The sequence below is a fragment of the Mesorhizobium metallidurans STM 2683 genome (assembly GCF_000350085.1).
Taxonomy (GTDB): domain Bacteria; phylum Pseudomonadota; class Alphaproteobacteria; order Rhizobiales; family Rhizobiaceae; genus Mesorhizobium; species Mesorhizobium metallidurans.
Map to the genome: position 1 here is coordinate 1 of NZ_CAUM01000114.1, position 22,173 is coordinate 22,173.

Here is a 22,173-nt window from a genome sequence, read left to right on the forward strand (position 1 = left end):
GAGCAGCGCTCCGCAGGCGCACGCGACGGTTCCACAAACTTGTGTGACGTGCCGGCAACACGAGTTGTGCCACGTCCCGAATTCGCACTGTTCGATCTCCTCCGAAGCCCCTATCTTGGTCGCTCGATCGTCCAACCAAGGCGATCCCTAATGCAATTCCAGGAAAAGTGTGAAACGGTTTTCCGTCCGGAATTGCGCAAAAACAAACAGATAGAGCGGTTCGGCGTTTCCGTGAAACGATGAACCGCTCTAGAGAGCGAGCGGAACGGCAGGCATGGCGGCAGAAGCATCGGGTAGCGAACTGATCCAGGTGGTGGCATTGCTCGCCGCAGGTGTCGTCGCGGTACCGATCTTCAAGCGCATGGGGCTTGGATCCATCCTCGGCTATCTCGCCGCCGGCGTCGTCATCGGCCCGTTCGGGCTTCGTATCTTTTCCGAATCGCAAGCCATTCTTCAAGTCGCCGAGCTCGGCGTCGTCATGTTTCTGTTCATCATTGGGCTGGAAATGCAGCCGTCGCGGCTGTGGGGCCTGCGCCGAGAGATCTTTGGCCTTGGGGCGTTGCAGGTCGGCGTCTGCGCGCTGTTGCTGACCGGGGTCGGCCTGGCGGGCGGCTTTCCGGTCTCGCAATCTTTCGTCGCCGGCGCCGGCTTCGTGCTGACCTCGACCGCGATCGTCATGCAGCTTCTGGAAGAGCGTGGCGAAATCGCCGTGCCCAAGGGGCAGCGCATCGTCTCCATCCTGCTGCTCGAGGATCTGGCGATCGTGCCGCTGCTCGCCCTGATCGCATTCCTGGCGCCGGGCGGCGCCCATATGAGCCTGACGCAGCGGCTGACGGAGGTGGGCATCGGTCTTGCCGCGATCGTCGGGTTGGTGCTGGCCGGACGCTACCTGCTCAACCCGCTCTTCCGCATCCTGGCCGATTCCCGCGCCCGCGAAGTAATGACCGCCGCCGCACTTCTGGTCGTTCTGGGATCGGCGCTTGCCATGCAGCTCTCGGGCCTGTCGATGGCGATGGGCGCTTTCCTGGCCGGTGTGCTGTTGTCGGAATCCACCTTCCGCCATCAGCTCGAGGCCGACATCGAGCCGTTCCGGGGCATCCTGCTCGGCCTGTTCTTTCTTGCCGTCGGCATGTCGCTCGACCTCAATGTGGTCGCGCAGAACTGGCGGCTCGTCGCCATCTATGTCGTTGCCTACATGGTGATGAAGGCGATCGGCATCTATCTCGTCGCCCGCATGCTCAGGACCGGCCACCGGGAGGCGCTCGAGCGTGCCGTCTTCATGGCGCAAGGCGGCGAGTTCGCCTTCGTTCTCTATTCCGCCGCGGCGGCGGTCGGCATCATCGACAGCCAGGCCAATGCGACGCTGACCGCGATCGTCATCATCTCCATGGTGCTGACGCCGCTGGCCATTCTGGCGCTGCGCTATCTGACGCCGCGCGACGAGCAGTCGCTTGAAGGCGTCGACATTGCCGATGGCCTTACCGGCAGCGTGCTGATCATCGGCTTCGGCCGCTTCGGCCAGATCGCCAGCCAGCCGCTGCTGTTGCGCGGGATCGACGTGTCGATCATCGACAATGAGGTCGAAATGATCCAGGCGGCCGCCGATTTCGGCTTCAAGGTCTATTATGGCGATGGCACGCGGCTGGACATTCTGCGTGCCGCGGGCGCCGGCCGGGCGCGCGCCGTGCTGATCTGCGTCGACAGGCCCGATGCCGCCGTCCGAATCGCGGAGCTGATCAAGGCGGAGTTTCCCCTGCTGACGGTGCTGGCACGCGCTTTCGATCGCGGAACCGCGCTGCAGCTTATTCGGGCCGGCGTCGACTTCCAGCTTCGCGAAACCTTCGAATCGGCTCTGGTTTTCGGCGGCTCCACCCTGGAGGCGCTGGGCGTCGACCCCGAAGACGTCGCCGAAGTGATCGAGGATGTCCGCCGCCGCGACGCCGCCCGATTCGAATTGCAGCTCGCCGAAGGCGTCCGCGCCGGGGCGCGCTTCCTCAAAGGCAATATCGGCACACCCATTCCAACACCGCTCAGCACCCCACGCCGCGCCGGCCAGGCGCTCAACGAAGAGACCGCCGACGTGCTGCATAAATCGGAACCGGCCGACTGAGGAACGCGCAGATGATCGAACTGGACGGGCGGGCCCTTTCGGTAACCCGATTCTGGCGTGACGCCGGCGAGGATGCGTGGTTCGAAAAGAACGACGCCTTCGATGCGGAATTGCGCAACCGGTTTCTCGACCTGCATTGTGCGGCTGCCCGGCGCCAATGCGACGACTGGTCGAACCATGCCGAAGGCTCGCTCGCCTTGATGATCCTGCTCGACCAGTTTCCGCGAAACTGCTTTCGCGGCACCGGGCACATGTACGCAACCGACCCGCTGGCGAGATATTTTGCAGGAAAAGCCATCGCCGCCGGCCAGGATCTGGCGCTCGACGAAGACCTGCGTGTTTTCCTCTATCTGCCCTATGAGCATTCGGAGCTGCTCGATGATCAGCTCAGGTGCTTGGACCTTACTGCCACCAAGGCCCCGGCCTACCTGAAATACGCCGTCGAGCACCGCGACATCATCCAGCGCTTCGGCCGCTTTCCGCACAGAAACAAGATACTTGGCCGCGAGACGACGCCGGAGGAACAGGCGTTCCTCGATGGCGGCGGGTTTTCGGGCTGATCTTTTCCGGCACCTGCCGGCTTCAGGCCAGCCACCAGTCGCGGCCGGACGGCAATCGCTCTATTCCAGCTGTATCGACGGCGGCAAGCCGCTCCGGCACGCTTCTGCCGCCAACGGCAAGATCGGGCGCGATTTCGGCCAGCGGCGCCAGCACAAAGGCGCGCTCCAGCATGCGCGGGTGCGGCACTTCCAGCCCTGTCTCGTGGATGATGCGATCGCCGAACACCAATATGTCGATATCGATCAGGCGCGGCCCCCAGCGCTCCTCGCGCACCCGCTTCAGCCGGCGCTCCGCGTCGAGACAGAGGTCAAGCAAGGCACGCGGTGCGAGCCCGGTTGAAATCTCGGCTGCCGCGTTGAGGAAATCCGGTTGGTCGAGTTTGCCCCAGGGCGGCGTTCGGTAAAGCGATGAGACGGTAACGACACTCGTCTTCTCGTCGCCATCCAGTATGCGCAGCGCCGCGGCCATCGACTTTGCCGGATCGCCGAGATTGCCGCCAAGGCTGAGGTAGACCGTGGTACTACTCTGGCCAGACAACGGTCACCTCGACATGATCGAGCACACCGGGCACCGGCGCATTCGGCTTGCGCACGGTGATTTCGGCCCTTTTGATCTGCGGAAAACGTGTCGTCAGAGCCCGGGCCACCTCCAGCGCCAGTGCTTCGATCAGAAAGCGCCGCTCGCCGGTGACGATCTTTTCAATCACCGCGAAGGCGATGCCGTAGTTGACGGTATCGTCGATGGAATCATCGACCAGCGCCCGGCCCGGTTCTACCGTGAGGGCGGCATCGACATAAAAACGCTGGCCGAGCGTCTCCTCCTCGTCCAGCACGCCGTGCCGGGCAAAGAAGGCGCAGTTCTTCATGCGGATGACATACATCGCTTAGCTTCCCCGGACATTTCGCGCCAACATAGCATCGGCAATGGCCAGCGCATCCATGTTGATTGCGACATCGTGGACGCGAAAAAGCTGCGCGCCCTTGAGCCTCAGAATGACGCTCGTTGCCACGGTCCCCGCGCCTCTTGCCGGGGCGTCGCGGCCGGTGACAGTGCCGATGAAGCGCTTTCTCGACGTCCCGGCCATCAGCGGAAAGCCCAATGCGCGAAGTTCGGAAAACCGCGCCATCAGATCGAGGTTTTCCTCGGCCGTCTCCTTGGCGAAGCCGAAGCCCGGATCGAGCACGATACGATCGTCGGCAACCCCGCTCCGACGAGCGATTTCCAGTGATTTCCCGAGGAAGAAAAGCTGGTCCTCGATAACGTCGGGCAGTTTTTGCCTGTCACGTCCGGTATGCATGATGACCAGCCCGGCTCCGGTCTCGGCGGCGACGCGGGCGATGCCAGGTTCGCGCTGCAAGCCCCAGACATCATTGACGATATGCGCGCCGGCCGCCACCGCAAGCCGGGCGGTGTCCTCGCGATAGGTGTCGACCGAAATCAGCGCCTCGCCAAGCCCGGCCAGCGCCTCGATGACCGGCAGCACGCGGGCCTGCTCTTCGTCAGCGGTTACCGCGGCGGCGCCGGGACGCGTCGATTCTCCGCCGACATCGATGACCGAGGCCCCCTCCTCCACCATGCGGCGTGCCTGGGCCACCGCCTGTTCGGGCGCGGCGAACAGCCCGCCGTCGGAAAAACTGTCGGGCGTGACGTTGAGGATGCCGACGATCACGGACTTGCCGCCAAGGTCGAGATGGCGTCCGTGCGCCAGTTGCCATCGCCTTGTCGTCAGTCCATCAACCATGTGTGATCCGCCAAAGATCAAATCCGTTGCGTCGAGGACGGCCGTAACGCAAGGTGGCTGAAGAGGCAACATGATGAAACGACCCCTGCTCTGCGCCCTGATGCTCGCCCCGGTGCTCACAATGACCGCTTTGCCCGCGGCGGCAGCGTCACTGGTGAAGACATATAGCTATTTCCCCGTCGGCGGCAGGACACTCGACGACATCGAGACTCAGCTCACCAAACATGGGCCTCGCGTGAAAAGCACCGGGATGAGGCATCCCGGCGCCACGCAAATGGCCTTCACCACGCGTGTCGGCTACGCGGAGAATGCGAATTCCTGCCGGATCGTCGCGGCCACCGTGACCGTCAAGGTCAAGGTGATCCTCCCGGAGTGGCGCCGTCCGCGCAAGGCCGATGCCGGCGTAAGATTGTTCTGGGACACTCTGTCTTCCGACATCAAGCGTCATGAGGAACGCCATGTCGAGATCGCCAAGAACCATGCCAGGGAGATCGAGGACGCGCTGAAGGCGAGCTACCCGCAGAAGACCTGCCAGGAGGCCAAGGCCAAGGCCGCCGAGATCGCCGCGGCCATGCTTGCCGGGCATGACCAGGATCAACTGCGGTTCGACCGCGTCGAAAGCGTCAATTTCGAAAGCCGCATCATTCGGCTGCTGCGCTACCGCATCGAGCGCATCGAGAATGGCCGGCTGCCACCGACCTGAGATTTCGCCGGGTCAGAGAACCCGCCAGCGCGAGCCAATTTCGCCGAAGCATAGTGCCAGGCCGGAAAAACTTTCGAGCCGCTGTCGAAATCGGCCTATACGAGACGACATATGTCAGGTTCGCCAAGGCGAACCCCAGGAACCACGAGACGACAATCGACGCGGCAGACGCACCGGACCGGCCGCCCTTCCGGGACGCACGCAAGCCCATGAAAGACCGAGACGATGGACCAGCCTGTCGATAAGCAGGCGACGATGGTGCCCCCATCGCCGCTGACCGAGAGCGAGAAGAACGCGATCATCGGCGGCGTACTGTTGTCGATGCTGCTGGCGGCACTCGACCAGACCATCGTCGCACCGGCCATGCCGACCATCGCGCATTCGCTTGGCCATGCCGAATACCTGCCGTGGATCGTGACCGGCTATCTCCTGACCGCAACCGCGATGGCGCCGCTCTACGGCAAGATCTCAGACGTCCATGGGCGTCGGCCGACCGTCTATGCGGCGATCCTCATCTTTCTTGCGGGCTCGCTTGTCAGCGCCATGGCCCCCAACATGCTCGTTCTGATCATCGGCCGGGCGATCCAGGGTGCCGGCGGCGGCGGCCTTTTCGCCTTGGCGCAGACCGTCATCGGCGACCTCGTGCCGCCGCGCGAGCGGGCGCGCTACGCCGCCTGGATCGCGGGCACATGGGCCGTCGCCAGCATCGCCGGGCCGCTGCTCGGCGGCGGCTTTGCCGAACATCTGCACTGGTCGTTGATCTTCTGGATCAACCTGCCGCTCGGCTTTCTGGCCATGGCGATCATCAACAAGCCGCTGAAGAAGCTGCCAATCGCGGCAAAGCATCATCGCATTGACGGGCTAGGCGCATTGCTTCTTGTGGTGGCGACGGCCTTGCTGCTGCTGGCGCTGAACTGGGGCGGCAGCGCTTATCCCTGGCTGTCCAGCGAAATCCTTGGGCTGCTCGCCTGTTCGGCAATCTTCTGGGGTGCTTTCGCGCTGCGGCTGCCCAAGGCGGCAGAGCCGCTTATCTCGCTCGAAGTGCTTGGCAATCCGATCGTCCTGACCGGCACACTGTCCATGTTCCTGTTACAAGCCGCCAATATCGGCCTGGCAGTTTACCTTCCGGTCTATCTGCAATCGGTCGTCGGGCTGTCGGTTGGCGAATCGGGTATCGCCATGCTGGGGCTGATGCTCGGCACCGTTGCCGGCGCGACATTCAGCGGCCGCACGATACCGCGCTTTGTCCATTACAAGCGGATCGCGATGGCCGGGGTCACCTTCGCCATAGTGTGTCTCGGCGTACTCAGCCTTGTGGCGGGACATGCCTCCCTGCTGGTCGTCGAAATCCTGACGACGTGCATTGGGCTCGGCAGCGGAACGACGTTTCCAGTTGCCACTGTGTCGGTTCAGAACGCCGTCGATCAGAGGCATCTCGGCGTCGCCACCGGCGTGCTGACCTTCCTTCGCTCATTGGGCAGCGCCCTTGGGGTCGCGATGCTCGGCGCGGTCGCGCTGGGCTACGGCCTGCCGCTGGCCAGCGAAGGCGCGCGCACGACCAGCGCCGCTGCCGACGCCGCCGCATTCGTGATGATCTTCCTCGTCGCGGCAGCGACTTTGGTCCTGGCGCTGATTACGCTCGGGCTGATGCCGGAAAAGCCGCTTCGCGGCCACGCGGAGACGGCGCCGGTTCTCGCGGAGTAAGCGCCGCGATGCACGTCAATCGTGGACGCCGAGTTTCTTCTGCAGGCTGGTCGACGAGGTCGTATACTGGAATACGATGCGCTCGCCCGGGCTGATAATGCGCTTCGCCGCCTGCGCCATCAGCGCGACCTCATGGAACCCCGACAGGATCAGCTTCAGCTTGCCGGGATACCAGTTGATGTCGCCGACGGCGAAGATGCCTGGCACCGATGTCTGGAATTTCTCGGTATCGACCGGGATCATATTCTCATGAAGGTTGAGGCCCCAATCGGCGATCGGACCGAGCTTCATGGTCAGGCCGAAGAACGGCAGCATGCGCGTGCACGCCACCTCGACATCGCCGTCAGGCCCCTTGATGATCGCCGATGAAAGCTGGCCATCGGCGCCGGTCAGGCCGGTCACCTGGCCGACCTGGAAGTCCAGCTCCTTCATCTCCTGCATGGCATACATCTTGTTGACGCTGTCGGGTGCGGCGCGGAACTCGGGGCGCCTGTGGACCAGCGTCACGCTTTTCGCCACCGGCTGCAGGTTCAGCGTCCAGTCGAGGGCCGAATCGCCACCGCCGACGATGACGAGGTCGTGGCCGCGAAAATCCTCCATCCGGCGAACCGAATAGAAGACGCTCTTTCCCTCGTAAGGTTCGATGCCGGGGATCGGTGGACGTTTGGGCTGGAACGAGCCACCGCCGGCGGCGATCACCACCACCTTGGCTTCAAACACCTCGTTCTCGTCGGTGACGACGCGAAAGCTGCCGTCCTCGAGCTTTTCGAGGCTCGAAACCATGCGGTTATAAGTGAATTCAGGCTTGAACGGGTGGATCTGCACAAGCAGCTTGTCGACCAGCCCCTGCGCCGAGATCGAGGGCCAACCCGGAATGTCGTAGATCGGCTTTTCCGGGTAGAGTTCCGCGCATTGCCCACCGGGTCGGTCGAGTATGTCGATGAGATGGCATTTCATGTCGAAAAGGCCGAGTTCGAACACAGCGAACAGGCCGACGGGCCCTGCCCCGATAATGAGTACATCCGTCCTGGTGATGTTGGTCATGAAATGCGCCTCGATGCGCATGACCCCGAAAATCGGAATTGATTTTCACCGGGCATCATGTGCCAAATTGCTACAACGTCGTTAAGCATCCAAGAGGACGCGAAGGAAACGGCGCGACACTGCATGACCATTGCCCCGCTGCCAAGCCGGAGTCACAGAAAACGGCTACAAACGCGCGATGTCAGCCCTGGCGGGCGGGCACGCGCACGACCAGTCCATCGAGCGCGTCGCGCACCTTGATCTGGCAGGACAGCCGCGAGTTCGGCTGGACGTCGTAGGCGAAGTCCAGCATGTCCTCTTCCATCGCCTCCGGCTCGCCGACTTCCGCCGTCCATGCCTCGTCGACATAGACATGACAGGTCGCGCAGGCACAGGCGCCGCCGCATTCGGCCTCGATTCCCGGCACCGCGTTGCGGATCGCGTTTTCCATGACGGTCGAGCCGTTTTCGGCATCCACGTCGAAATGTGTGCCGTCATGGGCGATGAAGGTCAGCTTGGTCATTTGTCACCTGATGGGGAATCCCAGCCGAGATAATCACTCCGGCAGACAAGTCAACTGCCGTGCGAAAACGCCGCTCTATGCCGTTTTTTTGGAAACTGGGATTAGCGGTTGATGGCTGCGATGAAATCGCGCACTTCCTCGATAAGCGCGCCAAGGCGCTTGAGGGTGCTGAGGTCTTCGGGCTGAAGCTCGATGGCGGTGGCGCAATCGGCGATGGCGAAGGCGCCAACCCCGCGCGCCGAGCCTTTCAGCCCATGTGCCAGAAACAGCCGTTCCCGGACATCGGCGTCGACTATCCTGTCTCGCACCGACAGCGCCTGCTGCACGAACAGCGCCAGCACCTCCTGTTCGAGGCCACGATCGCCCATCGTCTGGCGGGCCAGATGTGCCATATCCACAGGCCGTGCCGGCCCGGCTCCCGACACGTCGCCGCCGGGCATTGAGAAGGCGATGCCGTTTTCGCCACGCATGAACTCTAACTCCTTGATCGTGGGATCGCCGGAAAAGCTAGGCGAATCCCATGGACAACGGGTTAATGGATGGCCTGGAAAAATGTTGCGAAAACGGCGCCGGGATCACGGTCTTGTTAACCTTATATTTAAAGTTTTACGTATCTCGCGGAATGCATGTTTTCTTTACCCCGGTGTGTCATTACGATACGAGGGGTCCATTTTTCAGCCTCCTGCGCGGGATGCGAAAATCACAATCAATAAGTCCCGCCGCAGCTTGTACAGGGTAGCGAAGGCATGGCGAAGAAAACAACGACGACAAGAACGGTCGACAGCGACGTAGCCAGGGAACTCGAAAAAGCGCTTGAAATCGACCTGAGCGGGGGCGCCGGCGGCGACCTCGACATCGCGGCGTCGATGGAAGACCTGGAAGCGCAGATCTCGCAGGCTGCGGACGAGCTGGCGCGCGAAGGCCGCAACCAGGATGCGGAGCCTGTCGTCAGCCAGAGCGAGACGGCGCCGCCTGTCGCAAACCCAACTCACGCAAACCAAGGTCAAAACACGGCGCCCGCCGCCAACCAAAGCCAAAGCGCGAAACCCGCGGCAAAGGCCAAGCCCGCCGAGCTGCGCCCGGTGGAAACGCGCAATGGCTCGCAGCCGGCCGGTTTCGCGCCGGCCAATGACGATCGTCAAAAAGATTACAAGACGCTTCTTCACAGTCTCAACCGGCGCGCCTCGAACACGATCTACTGGGTCGTGGCGATCGTTTCGCTCGCCTGGATTGCCGGCGCTGGAGCGTTGGCCAATCTGCTGTTCGGACCGGACATTTGGAAAATCCGCACGCTTGACCAGTTTTTCGCCCGCCCCGAACTGATCGGCCTGGCGGTGGCAGCAATCCTGCCCGTAATCCTGTTCTGGGCGTTTGCCGCCATGATCCGCCGCGCCCAGGAAATGCGCATCGCCGCCCAGTCGATGACGGAAGTGGCCTTCCGCCTGGCCGAACCGGAAAACCTTGCCCAGGATCGCGTCATGATGATCGGCCAGGCCGTTCGTCGCGAGGTGGCGGCCATGGGCGAAGGCATCGAGCGCACGCTGGCGCGCGCCGTAGAGCTCGAAACCCTGGTTCATAGCGAAGTAAACCAGATCGAACGCTCCTATTCGGAAAACGAAACCCGCATCCGTACGCTCGTCGACGGGCTGGGCAGCGAGCGGGAAGCCGTGGTCAGCCACGCCGAGCGCGTGCGCGCATCGATCGCCGGCGCGCATGAGACACTGAAGGATGAAATCGGGTCTGCCAGCGATCTCATCCGCGACAGCATCCTCAACGCCTCGACCAAGCTGTCGTTGACCATCACCAATTCCGGCGACACGCTGATCGACAGGATCAACGAAAGCTCGATGTCGATCTTTGATCAGGTGGAAGGCCGGCTGGATACGATCACCGACCGGCTGTCGACCTCTGGCGAGGCCTTCGCCAGCCTTCTCGATACACGCATCGCCAAGCTGACGGACACGACCGACGGCCTGACACGGTCGCTGACCGACCTGCTCGACGATCGGACCAACGGCATGGTGTCGCTGCTCGGTGGCGCCGCGCGCACGCTGAGCTCCGAATTCGAAGCCAGCCTCAGCGGCATCGAGCGTACGCTTGCCGAACGCGGCCAGGCGCTGATCGGCGAATTCCAGACCCGCGCCGAAGCGCTGGACACCGGCACGCAGAAGCTCAACGCCGCGCTGGAGGCCCGTGCGCGCCAGATCAACGAAACGCTGGTCGAACGCGCGCGCGAAATCGCCCACACCTTCCAGGAAAGCAAGGACACGCTGTCGGTGATGATCGATCAGGGCAAGACCCAGATCGGCGCCGACATGGCCGACATCGTTTCGTCGACCTCATCCATGCTTGAGGCGCGCGCCAGCGACTTCGCCGGACGCATGGAAGCGGCGCGCCATGTCGTTTCCCGTTCCTTCGACAGCGATATCCAGCGACTGGCCGACGCCCGCGTCGGCATCGAGGAAGCCGTCGAGAACCACAGCCGCAAGCTGTCGGAAAGCCGCGAGCGCATGGCGGCGGCAATGCAGGTTGATCTGGAGAAGTTCGCCGAAAGCCGCGCCGGCATCGACGCAGCCGTAACCGACCAGGTGCAGAAACTTGCCGAGGGCCGCGGCCTGATCGCGCGTGCGCTCGAAGAGGATCTGCGCAAGGTCAATGAGTCGCGCGCCGCCATCGACGCTTCGCTCGGCAGCCATCTCGAAAGACTGGAGGAAGGCCGCAACAGGCTTGCGCTGGCTCTCGACGAAGACTCTGGGAAACTTGTGCAAGCTCGTACAATCATTGATGAAATGGTTGCCGGACACGTCGGAAAGCTCGCCGAAGGTCGTGGCATTCTTTCACGGGCTCTGGAGGCCGACCTCGCCAAGCTGGCCGACAACCGCGCCGGCATCGACGGGCTGGTCGCCGCCCAGGTCGAAAAGATCGCCGAAGGTCGCGCCGTCCTCGCCAAGGCGCTGGAGACCGACATTGTCGGCATCAAGGGCCTGATCGAGAGCCATTCCGCGAAACTGGCGGAAGACCGCGCCGGGCTGTCGCGTTCGCTCGACAATGACCTGTCCGGCATCAGGGGCCTGATCGAGAGCCATTCGGGCAGGCTCAGCGAGGATCGCAGCCTGTTGTCGCAAACACTAGAGGCCGACCTCGCCAAGCTGGCGGAAAGCCGTTCGAGCATCGACGGGCTGGTCGCCGGCCAGGTCGAGAAACTGGCCGAAGGCCGCGATATCCTCAAGCGCGCGCTGGAAACCGACCTGAACACGATCAAGGGCGTCATCGCTGGCCAGTCCGAAAGGCTGGCGGAAGACCGCAGTCAGCTCTCACGGGCGTTGGACACTGACCTGCAGAGCGTCAACAGCCTTATCTCCGACCACATGAACAGGCTCGCTCAGGACCGGTCGACCCTTTCGAAGGCGCTCGAAGACGATCTCGCCAAGCTCGCCGAAAGCCGCTCGAGCATCGACGGACTGGTCGCCGGCCAGGTCGAGAAGCTGGCCGAGGGCCGCGATATCCTCAAGCGCGCGCTGGAAGCCGATCTCGGCAGCGTCAACAATCTCGTCAGCAGCCACGCCGAGAAATTGATCGAGGACCGTTCGGCGTTGTCGAAGGCCCTTGAAGACGATCTCGCCAGGCTGGCGGAAAGTCGTTCGAGCATCGACGGGCTGGTCGCCGGCCAGGTCGAGAAGCTGTCCGAGGGCCGCGATATCCTCAAGCGTGCGCTGGAAGCCGATCTCAACACGATCAAGGGCGTCGTCGCCGACCAGTCCAAGCAGCTGACCGACAACCGCGCCGAATTTGCGCGGGCGCTGGAAGCCGATCTCGGCAGCGTCAACAGCCTCGTCGGCAACCATGCCGAAAAACTCTTGCAGGACCGCTCGACGCTGTCGAAGGCGCTTGAGGACGATCTCGCCAAGCTGGCCGAAAGCCGATCGAGCATCGACGGGCTGGTCGCCGGCCAGGTCGAGAAGTTGGCCGAAGGCCGCGACATACTGAGGCGCGCGCTGGAGGCCGATCTGGAAAGGCTGGCAGCCAGCCGCGGCGAGGTCGACGACATCATCACCGGCCATGTCGGCAAGCTCGCCGAAGGCCGCGACATGCTGACCCGCGCCTTGGACGACGATCTCTCCAAGCTTGCCGATACGCGCAAGGACGTCGACCGTTCCCTGTCCAGCCATATCGACCAGATCGCCGCCCGAAGCACCGACATCTCGGATGCCATCGCCGCCGACGTCGAAAAGATAGAGCAGGCGTTCAGCCGGCAGACCGGCATCATCGAGGAGCGCGCCGGAACCATGGAACGCGCGCTGTCGACAGGCGTCGACAACGTCCGGGCCGTGCTCGAGAAAAGCGCTGTCTTCGTTGCGGGAGCGCTGCGCGAAAAGGTCATGGAAGTCACCAGCGCGCTGCATGAGCAGGCGGGTGTGGCGTTCAGCGACGCCGACCGCAAGATCGCCGAACGCGCCGAGCAGACCTCGGCTGCCTTGCTAGCCAGGGCCGAGGACATCGCCCGCACCTTCGAGGAGGCGGATCGCCGTCTCGCGGCGCGTGCGCAGGACACGTCGAGCGCTCTCATTGCCCGCGCCGAGGACACATCGAGCACTCTCATGGCCCGTGTCGACGACACGTCGAACTCCCTGCTGGCGCGCGCTCAGGCAACGGCCGATCAACTGGCCGCCCGTGCCGGCGAGATCGTGGGAACATTCGATGCGGCGGACCAGAAGCTGGTTGCCCGAGCGGTCGAAACAGCGCAGTCGCTGGCCACACGCGCCGGCGATATCCTGCGCAATTTCGAAGGCGCGGACGAACGGCTGACCGTGCGCATCGGCGAGTCGGCCGAAGCGCTTGCGGCACGCGCGTCGGACCTTGGCCGCATCTTCGATGCCGCCGACCAGCAGTTGATGTCGCGCATTGCCGAAGGTTCGGAAGCACTGTCGGCGCGCGCATCCGAGATCGGCCGCATCTTCGACGAGGCGGATCACCGCCTGGTGTCGCGCATCGCCGACAGCACGTCGACAATCGGCGAGCATGCCGACAACATCGTCGGGGCCTTCGCCAGCACCGAGCAGCGTGTTGCCGAACGCGCCAGGCTGACCGGTCAGGATCTTGCCGTCCATGCGCGCGAAATCGAGCAGGCGCTCGCCGGCGCCGATGAGCGCCTGGCGTCAAGCGCGGCGGCTGCGGCGGCTCGCGTCGAGGAGCAGCTTGCCGGCGTCGAGAACCGTCTCGCCTACACCACCGAAACGGTGGGCCAGAGGCTCAACGAGCAGGTTTCAACCGCCGAGACGCAACTCATTTCGCGCGCCAACGCGATCGCGGAAACCTTCACCGCGGTCGGCCAGCATATCGGCCAGAGCACCAACGACGCGGCGAAGACCATCGGCTCCAACACTCGCGAACTCAACACCATGCTTGCGGCGCGTTCGGCCGAGATATCGAAAATCCTCGACGAAACGGCACGACCACTGGTCGAGCGCTTCGCCCAGGGCGGCTCGGAGCTGCAAAGGAGCATGGAAGAAGTCACCGAGCGCGCCACCGAGAAGCTGCGCAGCGAAAACGCTACTCTCGTCAACGCGCTCGCCAGCCGCACGGCCGAAACATTGTCGGCCGTCGAGGGCGCACGCTCGACGCTCGCCGACAGCGTTGCCGAGCTTATCGGCCGCATGAGCACATCCAGTGCGCAGCTCGGTCAGTTGATCGAGCAGGCGGCGACCAATCTCGGCCAGGTCGACGAACGCCTGAGCGGCAGCACGCAGAGCTTCGCCGCAACGACGGAAAAAGCCGCGCAAACCTTCGCCAGTTCGGCGCGCCTGGTCGATTCGAACACGACCCGGCTTACCGAACTGTCGTCCGCCACCTTGCGCGAGGTCGCCTCGATCGCCACCAAGTTCGACGAGCACAGCCGGCTGCTGTCCAGCGCTTCGGACTTGTTGGGCTCGGCCCAGGCCAATCTCGAACACACGCTGGAGCGCCAGTCCTCGCTGGAGGATCTCGCCGTCGGCCTGGTCAAGAAGTCGGAAGACCTGGAAAAGGTGATGCGCTCGTTCGAGAACCTGGTCGGCCAGACGCTGGAGAACGCGGAAGGCAAGACGCTGGAATCGGCCAACAAGATCCGCTCCGCCATTTCCGAGGTCGTCGATTCGGCAACCAAGCGCTTCGCCGACGCAACCGAGGAGATGCGGCGCACCGCAGGCTCGATCAAGAGCGAGCTCGACCTCACCCGCGCCGAGCTCAAAAAGGGCGTCATCGAGATGCCGGAGGAGGCAAAGGAATCGACCACGGCCATCCGCCGTGCCGTTTCCGAGCAGATCAACGCGTTGAAGGAACTTTCGGATATCGTTGCGAAATCCGGCCGCGGCACCACCGACCCCTCTGAGCCACGCAGCCTGCGTCCGGCGCCGCAGGCGCCTGTCGCACGCGCTCCCGAGCCGCCACGCCGCGCTCCCACGCCACCAACGCCAGAGCGCCGTCCACCTCCGGCGCCGTTGGGTGGAGCCGGCGGGACCGCTCTGCGCGGCGCGCTCGACATGGAGCGCCCGGTTGAGACGCGGCGCGACCCCGCTGCCCGGACGCCGCAGGGCGGCTGGGTGCGCGATCTCCTGACCGGGGCATCGCGCGAAGAGGACGCCAGGCCTGCCGCTCCGCAAGAAACGCCACGCCCGGCCCCAGCCCAGCGTTCGCCGCTTCATGTCATGGAGTCGCTCAATTCGCTGTCTGTCGATATCGCCCGCGCCATCGATCACGATGCTTCGATCGAATTGTGGAACCGCTATCGGCGCGGCGAGCGTGACGTGTTCACGCGGCGTCTCTACACGCTGAAAGGCCAGCAGACTTTCGACGAAATCCGTCGCAAATATCAGACCGAGGCGGAATTCCGCGCCGCCGTCGACCGTTACTGCGACGATTTCGAAAAGCTGCTCAAGGACGTGTCGCGCAACGACCGCGACAACATTATGGCGCAGACTTACCTGACGTCGGACACCGGCAAGGTCTACACCATGCTTGCCCACGCCAGTGGCCGCCTGCATTGAGCGACCGTTGGGCGAACAACAAGGCGGACATGCTCCCGCTTGTCCCGGCTAGTAAGCTTGTGACGTGAGGTGCATCGGATATCGTCGGTCCGCGCCGCCCCCTCATCCCCCTGCCGGCACCTTCTCCCCGTATAGTGACGGGGAGAAGGTGCCGGCCGCAACCTTGGCGCCCATTCTGCAGCGTTGGCGATTGGCGAAACCATCTATGACGGCATCTTTCTCCCCGTCGCTTTACGGGAGAAATGCCCGGTCCACCCTCCGCAGCTGCAGCGCAGCTGCTGCGGAGGACGGGCAGGGCAATGAGGGGCGGCGCCGACGTCTCCAATGCCTGTCGCCCACAATTCGATGTGGTTCAGATCACCGAGTCTGTCCAGCGCACGATGTCCTTCGCCGCGTCGCCGAACGCATTGTCGAGCGCGCCGACATAGGCCTGGTTGCCGCTTCCCGAAACGGGCGCGGTCGCGGCAAAGCTCTGCGAGGCGCGCACCTCGCCGTTGCGGTCGTTCAGTATCCGCACGAACAGGTCGACCTCGGCGTGTTCGCCACCATCGACCCGGACTTCGAAGGACCGGACCTCGACGATCACCTGATAATCGATCGCCAGCCCCTCACCCGGCTTGCCGACGCCGGCGAAGCTGCCCGAACGCTGGAATGTCTCGGCCAGCCGCGCCTGCACGATCAGCGGCAGCCGGTCGGCCCATTGCGCGCCCTTGAGATACTGGATCGACCGATCGGACGGCCTGATGACGATGTTCTGGCTGTCCAGCGCCTTGAGCGCCGACGGCTGGGCGATGAGGATCTGGCGGCGGCTGTGGCTGCGCGCGTCAAGCGACGGCGCCGAGAGCTCGAATGTATCGAGCGGAGCCGGCCCGCCGCCCGGCAAGGCCGCGCAACTGGCAAGGGTCAAGGCTAGTAACGCCACAGTCGATTTGACCACGCCTGATTTGACCCAAACCGAATTCACACGCGATCCCCGCAATACCCGGCCCCGTTGTCCCCAGATCGTAAGATCAACCTGCATTGGTGGTTCATGTTCTTGCGGGGTGGGAAAGCCGAAGTCAACGCCGCGCCCTGCCGTCGAACTGTCGAACCTCGCCTTCTCCCCCTGAAAGTATCCGCTGCGGATTGCGGCTGAGATCGGTCACCGCTTCCTCGATACGGTTGATCGAGCGGCGGCTGTCCTGGACCAGCGCCTCGACGTTTTGCAGGCCCTGGCCAGAGAATCGCGCCAGATTGTCGGTAATGGTGCCGAGGCGGGCGTTCAGCGTGTCGGCGACCTGCTTGAACGATTTCAGCGTGTCCCTGGCATCGGCCATCACCCCGTCAGCCTGGCCCGAGCCCAGCAATGTGTCGACCTTGGCCAGGATGCCGTCGACACGCACCGAAGCATCGTTGAGACGCTGCGCGAGCTGCCGCGCATCCTTGATCGTCTCGTCGATATCGTCGGCCCTGTTGGCGAATTTGTCGGTCACCTTGGCGATATCGGCGGCAGCCTTGTTGGCGTTCTCGCTGGCCTTCTGGATGTTGGCCAGCGCGGTGCGAACCTGCGCCGGATCGATGCCGTCAAGAACGCCGTCGACCTTGGTCAGCGTGCCTTGCGTCTTTTGGGCGAAGTCGTTGATCGACCCCACCGCCGTATCGACATTCTTGATGACGGTGTCGAACTGTTTCGAGGTTTCCTTCAGATTGCCGGTCACCGTATCGACATTGGCGACGATGCTCTTGATCTGGTCCTTGTCGACGGCGTTGAGCAGCCCCTCGGCCGCCTTCAGCGTCCCGTCGAGCTTGCCGAAAACGCCCTTCAACTCGTCCGACAGCGAACTGACGCTGGCGAGGAACTTGTCGATGCCGTCGGAGTTCTTGGCCAGCGCGTCGGAGAAGGTCTGCACATTGTTGACGGTCTGCGTCAGCGGTCCGCGAACGTCCTTGGTGAAGCCTTCGAGCTGGGTGAGAACCGTGTCGGCGCGGGTGAAGATGTTCTGTGCCGTTTGCAAGAGGTTGGTGACCGCGGACGGGTTGGCGACGATCTCGGCGATTTTGCCCTCCGTTTCGGCCTGGTCGAGCAGATTCACTTCCTTGGGGTTGGCGCCCTTGAGCTCGATACTGGCCTGGCCAGCGAGGCTGGCGATCCCGATATCGGCCTGCGTCGACTTTGTGAGCGGCGTATTCCTGCCGATTTCTGCGTCGGCGATGGCGGCGGTCGGATTGTCGACGTCGATATAGACGCGCTTGACCTCACCGACCTTGACGCCGTTGAACAGCACGAAGCTGCCGCGGCCGAGGCCGGCGGCCGAGCCCGGAATGCGCACGCGCAGCATCGCCGTCTCTCCCCTGTCGCCGATGGCGGCCGTCCAGTAGACGAAAGCGAAGGCAGCCAGGATCGCGGCCAGTGTGAAAATGCCGACAATAACGTAGTTGGCTCTCGTTTCCATTGCCTCACTTATGGCTATGCGCGCGCCGCAAGATCAAGTTGCCGGGCACGTTTTCCGCGGAAATAGGATTTCACCCACGGTTCCTCGCTTTTGAGCATGTCGTCGATCGTGCCTTCGACAAGCACCTTCTTTTTGCCGAGCACGGCCACCCGGTCGCAGGCGGTGAACAGCGTGTCGAGGTCGTGCGTGACCATATAAACGGTCAGATCCATGGTATCGCGCAGCTTGACGACCAGTTCGTCGAACTCCGCCGCGCTGATCGGGTCGAGGCCGGATGTCGGCTCGTCCAGGAAGACGATGTCGGGATCGAGGGCCAGCGCGCGCGCCAGCGCCGCGCGCTTGATCATGCCGCCGGAAAGTTCGGAAGGGAATTTCTGTGCCGCGTCCGGCGGCAACCCGACCAGTTCGACCTTGAGCATCGCCAGTTCGTCCATCAGCTTTCGCGGCAGGTCGAGATATTCGCGCATCGGCACCTGCACGTTTTCGAGCACCGTGAGCGCGGAAAACAGCGCGCCGTGCTGAAACAGCACGCCAAGGCGCATGTCGATGCGAAGACGCTCCCTTTCGCTCGCCTTTTCGACATCGACTCCGAACAGCTTGATCGTCCCCGATTGCTTGGGCGTCAGGCTGAGTATGGTGCGCAGCAGAACCGACTTGCCGGCGCCTGAAGCGCCGACAAAGCCAAGAATCTCGCCGCGCCTTATATCGAGCGACAATTTGTCGAGAATGACCTTGTCACCGAAGGAGACGGTGATGTCGTGCGCCGAAAGCACGATCTCGTCTTCGTCGGCTTCGTCCGCAATCCCGGTCGCCTCTTCGCTGCCCTGCATCGCCATGTCAGAACTCGATCGCCGCGTAGAACATGGCGAAAAGCCCGTCGAGGATGATGACCACGAAGATCGACTTCACCACGGAAGCAGTCACATGCTGGCCGAGCGATTCGGCACTGCCGCCGACCTTCATGCCTTCGACGGAGGCGATCGTGCCGATGATCATGGCCATGAACGGCGCCTTGATCAGGCCGGCAAAAATGGTGCTGAGATCGATGGCGACGCGCAGCCGGTCGATAAAGGCAGCCGGTGCGATGTCAGAATAAAGCCATGCGGCCAGGATGCCGCCGCCAAGGGCCGCGAAATTGGCGATGATGGTCAGGCAAGGCAGTGCGATCACCAGCGCGACCAGCCGCGGAAACACCAGAACGCCGATCGGATTGAGCCCGATGACCTTCAGCGCGTCGACCTCTTCGCGCATCTTCATAGAGCCGATTTCAGCGGTGATGGCGCTGCCCGAACGGCCGGCGATCATGATCGCGGTCATCAGCACGCCTAGCTCGCGCAAGATCAGCACCCCGACTAGGTCGACGACAAAGATGTCGGCACCAAAGTAGCTGAGCTGATAGGCGCCCTGCTGGGCGACGATCGCACCGACGATGGCCGACATCAGCACCACCACCGGTATGGCGCCGACGCCCATGCGATCGATCTGGTTGAAGATCGCCGCCGGATTGACCGCATGGCCGCGGCCAAGCTTCATCTGCGAGCCTTGTATCGTGGCGCCAAGAATGTTCATCGAGGCCAGGAAATCGTCGCGCATCTCGTAGACGCGACGGCCAATTGCCTCCAGCATACGGATGATGATGTTCGGGGGACCTGCATTGCCCGACTCGGGCTCGCGACGAACAGCGTCACTAACGGCCCCAAGCAGGATCGAGGCGATTTCGCTTTGCCCCTGCAGGTTGATCTCGATACCCTTCTTTTCAAAGACGCTGGCCAGACGGTCGATCAGCCAGGCGCCGGCGGTGTCCATCTTCTCGATATGGGAGAGGTCGAGCGTAAGCGTCTTGAAACCGCTGCGTTTCTCGATCTTGCGCATCTCGGCATCGATCAGTGCCACGGTGCGCGTCGTCCAGTTACCGGTGAAGGCGCAGCGCAGAACATCGCCCTCTCCCCCAACCTCAACGCGCGGCCGGTGGTCGGCCTCGCTGGGGGCGCCGCTTGCGAAACGTTTGCGGGTGGTCAACATGGCGTCCTGTTTAGCCTGACGGGGTCGACCTGTCGATTTGCCGACAAGCTGTTGTCACATAGCCGGAGCATAAAAATATGGCGCGTGTCATTTCGGTCGAGGCCGAGCGCTTTCCCATAGCCGGCACCTTCACCATTTCGCGCGGCTCGAAGACCGAGGCCGAGGTGATCATTTGCACGATCAGCCAAGGCAGCCGTGCCGGGCGCGGCGAATGCGTCCCCTACAAGCACTACGGCGAAACCATGGATGGCGTCCGCACCGCGATCGAGGCCATGAGGGAACGGATTGCGGACGGCATCGACCGCGCCGCACTGCTCGACGCCATGCCGGCAGGTGCTGCACGCAATGCCATCGACTGCGCCCTCTGGGACCTCGAAGCAAAGATCAGCGGAACATCGGTGGCGCACGCAATAGACGCGGTTCCGTTGCGATCGCTGGAGACGGCCTACACGCTGTCGCTAGGCGAGCCGGGAGCGATGGCCGCGCAGGCCCGCGCCAACGCCGCCCGGCCGCTGCTCAAGGTCAAGATCGGCGGCGACGACGATATTGCCCGTATCCGTGCGGTCAGGGAGGCGGCGCCGGCGAGCCGCATCATCCTTGATGCCAATGAGGGCTGGAGCGACGACAATATCGCCGCAAACCTCGCTTTTGCCGCCGAGCAAGGCATCGCGCTGATCGAACAGCCGCTGCCCGCGGGTCGTGACGGCATCCTTGGCCACATCGCGCATCCGGTGCCGATCTGTGCCGACGAAAGCGTGCACGAGGCGAAGGATCTCGCCTCGCTCGCCGGCCTCTACGATGCCGTCAACATCAAACTCGACAAGGCGGGCGGATTGACGGCAGCCCTCGCCCTTCGCGACCGCGCCCGCGAACTGGGTTTCGGCGTCATGGTCGGCTGCATGGTCGGCACGTCGCTCGCCATGGCGCCGGCCGTGTTGCTCGCCCAGGATGCCGATTTCGTCGATCTCGACGGTCCGCTGCTGCTTGCCCGCGACCGCGTTCCCGGTCTTTTGTACCAGGGATCGCTGGTATCACCCCCCGATCCGGCGCTGTGGGGCTGAACGCGCCGCAAGTCCGATCAGCGCCAGCCCGATCAGGGCGATCGGGATCATGGCAAAAAAGCCGTCCACGCCGAAACGGTCGTATAGCGGGCCGGAAAGAAGCGTCACCACGGCCGTGAAAAAGCCGTTGGAGAAATAAGCGATGCCTTGCGCGGCCCCGGTTCGTTCCTCCGCGACTGTTTCTCCGATCATCTTCTGCAGGCCGATCAGCACCAGCGCCACCGAAATCGCATGCAGCGTCTGGACGGCGAAAAATCCGGCGACGCCGAGACCGAGCGGCCAGATCAGCGGGAAGGCGATCCAGCGCACGATCGAGCCGATCCCAGCCATCACCATGATCGACACGACGGAGAATGAGCCGAAGACACGGGTGAAGACCATGAACATGCCGATCTCGGCCACCACGCCCCATCCCCAAAGCAGCCCGACAACCGAATCGCTGATGCCGATCGATTTCCAGTAGATCGACACGAAGCCGTAGAGAAACGCATGGCTGGCGGTGATGATGCCGACCCCGATGGAGAAATACAGAAAATACGCATTGAGAAGCTTCGGCGCCGATTGCTGGATATCGCTGGCTGACAGCGGCGAGGCGCGTCGGGGACGACCGAGCCGCGGCGCAATCAGTCCGGCGGCAAGGGCTGCGGCAAACGCCACGAAGATGATCACGGGGACAGCCTCGGCGCTGGTCGCCGACAGGATGAAGCCGCCCGCAAGATTGGCACAGAGATAGGAGATCGATCCCCATTTGCGCATGCTTGCGTAATTCGAGCCGAAGCGGCGCACACCAGACAGCGCCAGCGAATCGGCGATCGGCGAATGCGGTGTCCAGACGACGGCGAGCGCCAGCGACACGGCGAGCACCATGGCGTAGGTCGGCGGCAGGAAATAGCCGGCGGCGAGCACCAGCGATGCGGCGACCAGCACGATATAGACATTGGCGCGGTCCTTCGCCCGGTCGGCGAGCGCGGTAAGCAACGGCGTCGTCGCCACGCGCAGGAACATCGGCGCGGCGAGAATCACCGCTATTTGCTCAGCATGAAAACCCTTCGCCTGCAGCCACAGCGGAAAGTAAGGCAAATGCGTGCCGAGCGGCACGAAAAGCGTGAAGAAGATCAAGCTCATGCGTAGCTCGAAATGCCGTGGCTTGGCGAGCTGTTCGGGCGAAAGCGGCGGCAGGGACATGAATCGATCCAATGACGCTGCATTCGACGGGCTGCAACGCGCATCGATCCCTTAACATGCGGGAAAGCGAGTCGAAACTGCTTGGA

At 63.4% G+C, this 22,173-nt stretch carries 18 protein-coding genes; 7 read left to right on the plus strand and 11 right to left on the minus strand.

Annotation, left to right across the window (positions count from 1 at the left end; translation table 11 throughout):
* The 3 genes from MESS2_RS33020 to MESS2_RS18905 all read left to right on the plus strand — a co-directional run.
* On the plus strand, positions 1–243 hold a 243-nt coding region (locus MESS2_RS33020; protein WP_244440030.1), incomplete at its 5' end, for a hypothetical protein.
* A 31-nt stretch (positions 244–274) separates the two neighbouring features.
* Complete coding sequence (locus MESS2_RS18900; RefSeq protein ID WP_008876014.1) at positions 275–2,110, plus strand: monovalent cation:proton antiporter-2 (CPA2) family protein; 1,836 nt, start codon at positions 275–277, stop codon at positions 2,108–2,110.
* Positions 2,111–2,121: 11 nt separating this feature from the next.
* Entirely contained in the window at positions 2,122–2,670 is a 549-nt protein-coding gene (locus MESS2_RS18905) for a DUF924 family protein (RefSeq protein ID WP_008876015.1), read from the plus strand.
* 22 nt (positions 2,671–2,692) lie between these two features.
* Here the strand turns inward: MESS2_RS18905 and folK are convergent, their stop codons facing one another.
* The 3 genes from folK to folP are packed head-to-tail and all read right to left on the minus strand — an operon-like array spanning position 2,693 to position 4,400.
* Entirely contained in the window at positions 2,693–3,208 is a 516-nt protein-coding gene (gene folK, locus MESS2_RS18910; protein WP_008876016.1) for a 2-amino-4-hydroxy-6-hydroxymethyldihydropteridine diphosphokinase, read from the minus strand.
* Positions 3,192–3,551, minus strand: a complete 360-nt coding sequence (gene folB / locus MESS2_RS18915) for a dihydroneopterin aldolase (protein WP_008876017.1) — start codon at positions 3,549–3,551, stop codon at positions 3,192–3,194. The genes folK and folB overlap by 17 nt, the downstream gene beginning before the upstream one ends.
* Positions 3,552–3,554: 3 nt before the next feature.
* Positions 3,555–4,400: a dihydropteroate synthase gene (gene folP, locus MESS2_RS18920; protein ID WP_040593522.1), complete on the minus strand. Its 846-nt coding sequence runs from the start codon at positions 4,398–4,400 to the stop codon at positions 3,555–3,557.
* An 82-nt stretch (positions 4,401–4,482) separates the two neighbouring features.
* Here folP and MESS2_RS18925 point away from each other — a divergent pair, with 82 nt between their 5' ends.
* Both MESS2_RS18925 and MESS2_RS18930 read left to right on the plus strand, forming a co-directional pair.
* On the plus strand, positions 4,483–5,115 hold the full coding sequence (locus MESS2_RS18925; RefSeq protein WP_008876019.1) for a DUF922 domain-containing Zn-dependent protease: 633 nt from the start codon (positions 4,483–4,485) through the stop codon (positions 5,113–5,115).
* 225 nt (positions 5,116–5,340) lie between these two features.
* Positions 5,341–6,819 carry an MDR family MFS transporter gene (locus MESS2_RS18930; RefSeq protein WP_008876021.1) on the plus strand — a complete coding sequence of 493 codons (1,479 nt, stop codon included), beginning with the start codon at positions 5,341–5,343 and terminating at the stop codon, positions 6,817–6,819.
* Between the two features lie 15 nt (positions 6,820–6,834).
* Here the strand turns inward: MESS2_RS18930 and MESS2_RS18935 are convergent, their stop codons facing one another.
* The 3 genes from MESS2_RS18935 to MESS2_RS18945 form a co-directional block, all read right to left on the minus strand.
* Positions 6,835–7,863 carry an NAD(P)/FAD-dependent oxidoreductase gene (locus MESS2_RS18935; RefSeq protein WP_040593523.1) on the minus strand — a complete coding sequence of 343 codons (1,029 nt, stop codon included), beginning with the start codon at positions 7,861–7,863 and terminating at the stop codon, positions 6,835–6,837.
* A 181-nt stretch (positions 7,864–8,044) separates the two neighbouring features.
* On the minus strand, positions 8,045–8,365 hold the full coding sequence (locus MESS2_RS18940; RefSeq protein WP_006334837.1) for a 2Fe-2S iron-sulfur cluster-binding protein: 321 nt from the start codon (positions 8,363–8,365) through the stop codon (positions 8,045–8,047).
* Between the two features lie 101 nt (positions 8,366–8,466).
* Positions 8,467–8,835, minus strand: coding sequence for an Hpt domain-containing protein (locus MESS2_RS18945; protein WP_008876023.1), 369 nt, complete (start codon positions 8,833–8,835; stop codon positions 8,467–8,469).
* Positions 8,836–9,111: 276 nt separating this feature from the next.
* Between MESS2_RS18945 and MESS2_RS18950 the strand changes: the two genes are divergently transcribed.
* Positions 9,112–15,387 (plus strand): Kinesin-like protein, encoded by a 6,276-nt coding sequence (locus tag MESS2_RS18950; protein ID WP_008876024.1) that lies wholly within the window; start codon positions 9,112–9,114, stop codon positions 15,385–15,387.
* Between the two features lie 352 nt (positions 15,388–15,739).
* On the opposite strand, the gene MESS2_RS18955 is transcribed toward MESS2_RS18950, so the two are convergent.
* The 4 genes from MESS2_RS18955 to MESS2_RS18970 are packed head-to-tail and all read right to left on the minus strand — an operon-like array spanning position 15,740 to position 19,841.
* Positions 15,740–16,408, minus strand: a complete 669-nt coding sequence (locus tag MESS2_RS18955) for an ABC-type transport auxiliary lipoprotein family protein (protein ID WP_008876025.1) — start codon at positions 16,406–16,408, stop codon at positions 15,740–15,742.
* 37 nt (positions 16,409–16,445) lie between these two features.
* Positions 16,446–17,819, minus strand: a complete 1,374-nt coding sequence (locus MESS2_RS18960) for an MlaD family protein (RefSeq protein WP_008876026.1) — start codon at positions 17,817–17,819, stop codon at positions 16,446–16,448.
* A gap of 14 nt (positions 17,820–17,833) precedes the next feature.
* Positions 17,834–18,655, minus strand: coding sequence for an ABC transporter ATP-binding protein (locus MESS2_RS18965; RefSeq protein ID WP_008876027.1), 822 nt, complete (start codon positions 18,653–18,655; stop codon positions 17,834–17,836).
* A 1-nt stretch (position 18,656) separates the two neighbouring features.
* A complete protein-coding gene (locus tag MESS2_RS18970) occupies positions 18,657–19,841 on the minus strand; it encodes an ABC transporter permease (protein WP_008876028.1) in 1,185 nt (394 codons plus the stop codon).
* Between the two features lie 77 nt (positions 19,842–19,918).
* On the opposite strand from MESS2_RS18970, the gene dgcA reads away from it, so the two are divergent.
* Positions 19,919–20,902: an N-acetyl-D-Glu racemase DgcA gene (dgcA, locus tag MESS2_RS18975; protein ID WP_008876029.1), complete on the plus strand. Its 984-nt coding sequence runs from the start codon at positions 19,919–19,921 to the stop codon at positions 20,900–20,902.
* Here the strand turns inward: dgcA and MESS2_RS18980 are convergent.
* Positions 20,873–22,087 (minus strand): MFS transporter, encoded by a 1,215-nt coding sequence (locus MESS2_RS18980; protein ID WP_008876030.1) that lies wholly within the window; start codon positions 22,085–22,087, stop codon positions 20,873–20,875. The two genes, dgcA and MESS2_RS18980, sit on opposite strands and share 30 nt — an antisense overlap.
* Positions 22,088–22,173: the final 86 nt, after the last annotated feature.

Bases quoted from the DNA above. Each gene is read 5' to 3' on its own strand.
- MESS2_RS18900 (WP_008876014.1), top strand. From the start codon at position 275: ATGGCGGCAGAAGCATCGGGTAGCGAACTGATCCAGGTGGTGGCATTG.
- MESS2_RS18905 (WP_008876015.1), top strand. From the start codon at position 2,122: ATGATCGAACTGGACGGGCGGGCCCTTTCGGTAACCCGATTCTGGCGT.
- folB (WP_008876017.1), bottom strand. From the start codon at position 3,551: ATGTATGTCATCCGCATGAAGAACTGCGCCTTCTTTGCCCGGCACGGC.
- MESS2_RS18925 (WP_008876019.1), top strand. From the start codon at position 4,483: ATGATGAAACGACCCCTGCTCTGCGCCCTGATGCTCGCCCCGGTGCTC.
- MESS2_RS18930 (WP_008876021.1), top strand. From the start codon at position 5,341: ATGGACCAGCCTGTCGATAAGCAGGCGACGATGGTGCCCCCATCGCCG.
- MESS2_RS18935 (WP_040593523.1), bottom strand. From the start codon at position 7,863: ATGACCAACATCACCAGGACGGATGTACTCATTATCGGGGCAGGGCCC.
- MESS2_RS18940 (WP_006334837.1), bottom strand. From the start codon at position 8,365: ATGACCAAGCTGACCTTCATCGCCCATGACGGCACACATTTCGACGTG.
- MESS2_RS18945 (WP_008876023.1), bottom strand. From the start codon at position 8,835: ATGCGTGGCGAAAACGGCATCGCCTTCTCAATGCCCGGCGGCGACGTG.
- MESS2_RS18950 (WP_008876024.1), top strand. From the start codon at position 9,112: ATGGCGAAGAAAACAACGACGACAAGAACGGTCGACAGCGACGTAGCC.
- MESS2_RS18955 (WP_008876025.1), bottom strand. From the start codon at position 16,408: ATGCAGGTTGATCTTACGATCTGGGGACAACGGGGCCGGGTATTGCGG.
- MESS2_RS18960 (WP_008876026.1), bottom strand. From the start codon at position 17,819: ATGGAAACGAGAGCCAACTACGTTATTGTCGGCATTTTCACACTGGCC.
- MESS2_RS18965 (WP_008876027.1), bottom strand. From the start codon at position 18,655: ATGGCGATGCAGGGCAGCGAAGAGGCGACCGGGATTGCGGACGAAGCC.
- MESS2_RS18970 (WP_008876028.1), bottom strand. From the start codon at position 19,841: ATGTTGACCACCCGCAAACGTTTCGCAAGCGGCGCCCCCAGCGAGGCC.
- dgcA (WP_008876029.1), top strand. From the start codon at position 19,919: ATGGCGCGTGTCATTTCGGTCGAGGCCGAGCGCTTTCCCATAGCCGGC.
- MESS2_RS18980 (WP_008876030.1), bottom strand. From the start codon at position 22,087: ATGTCCCTGCCGCCGCTTTCGCCCGAACAGCTCGCCAAGCCACGGCAT.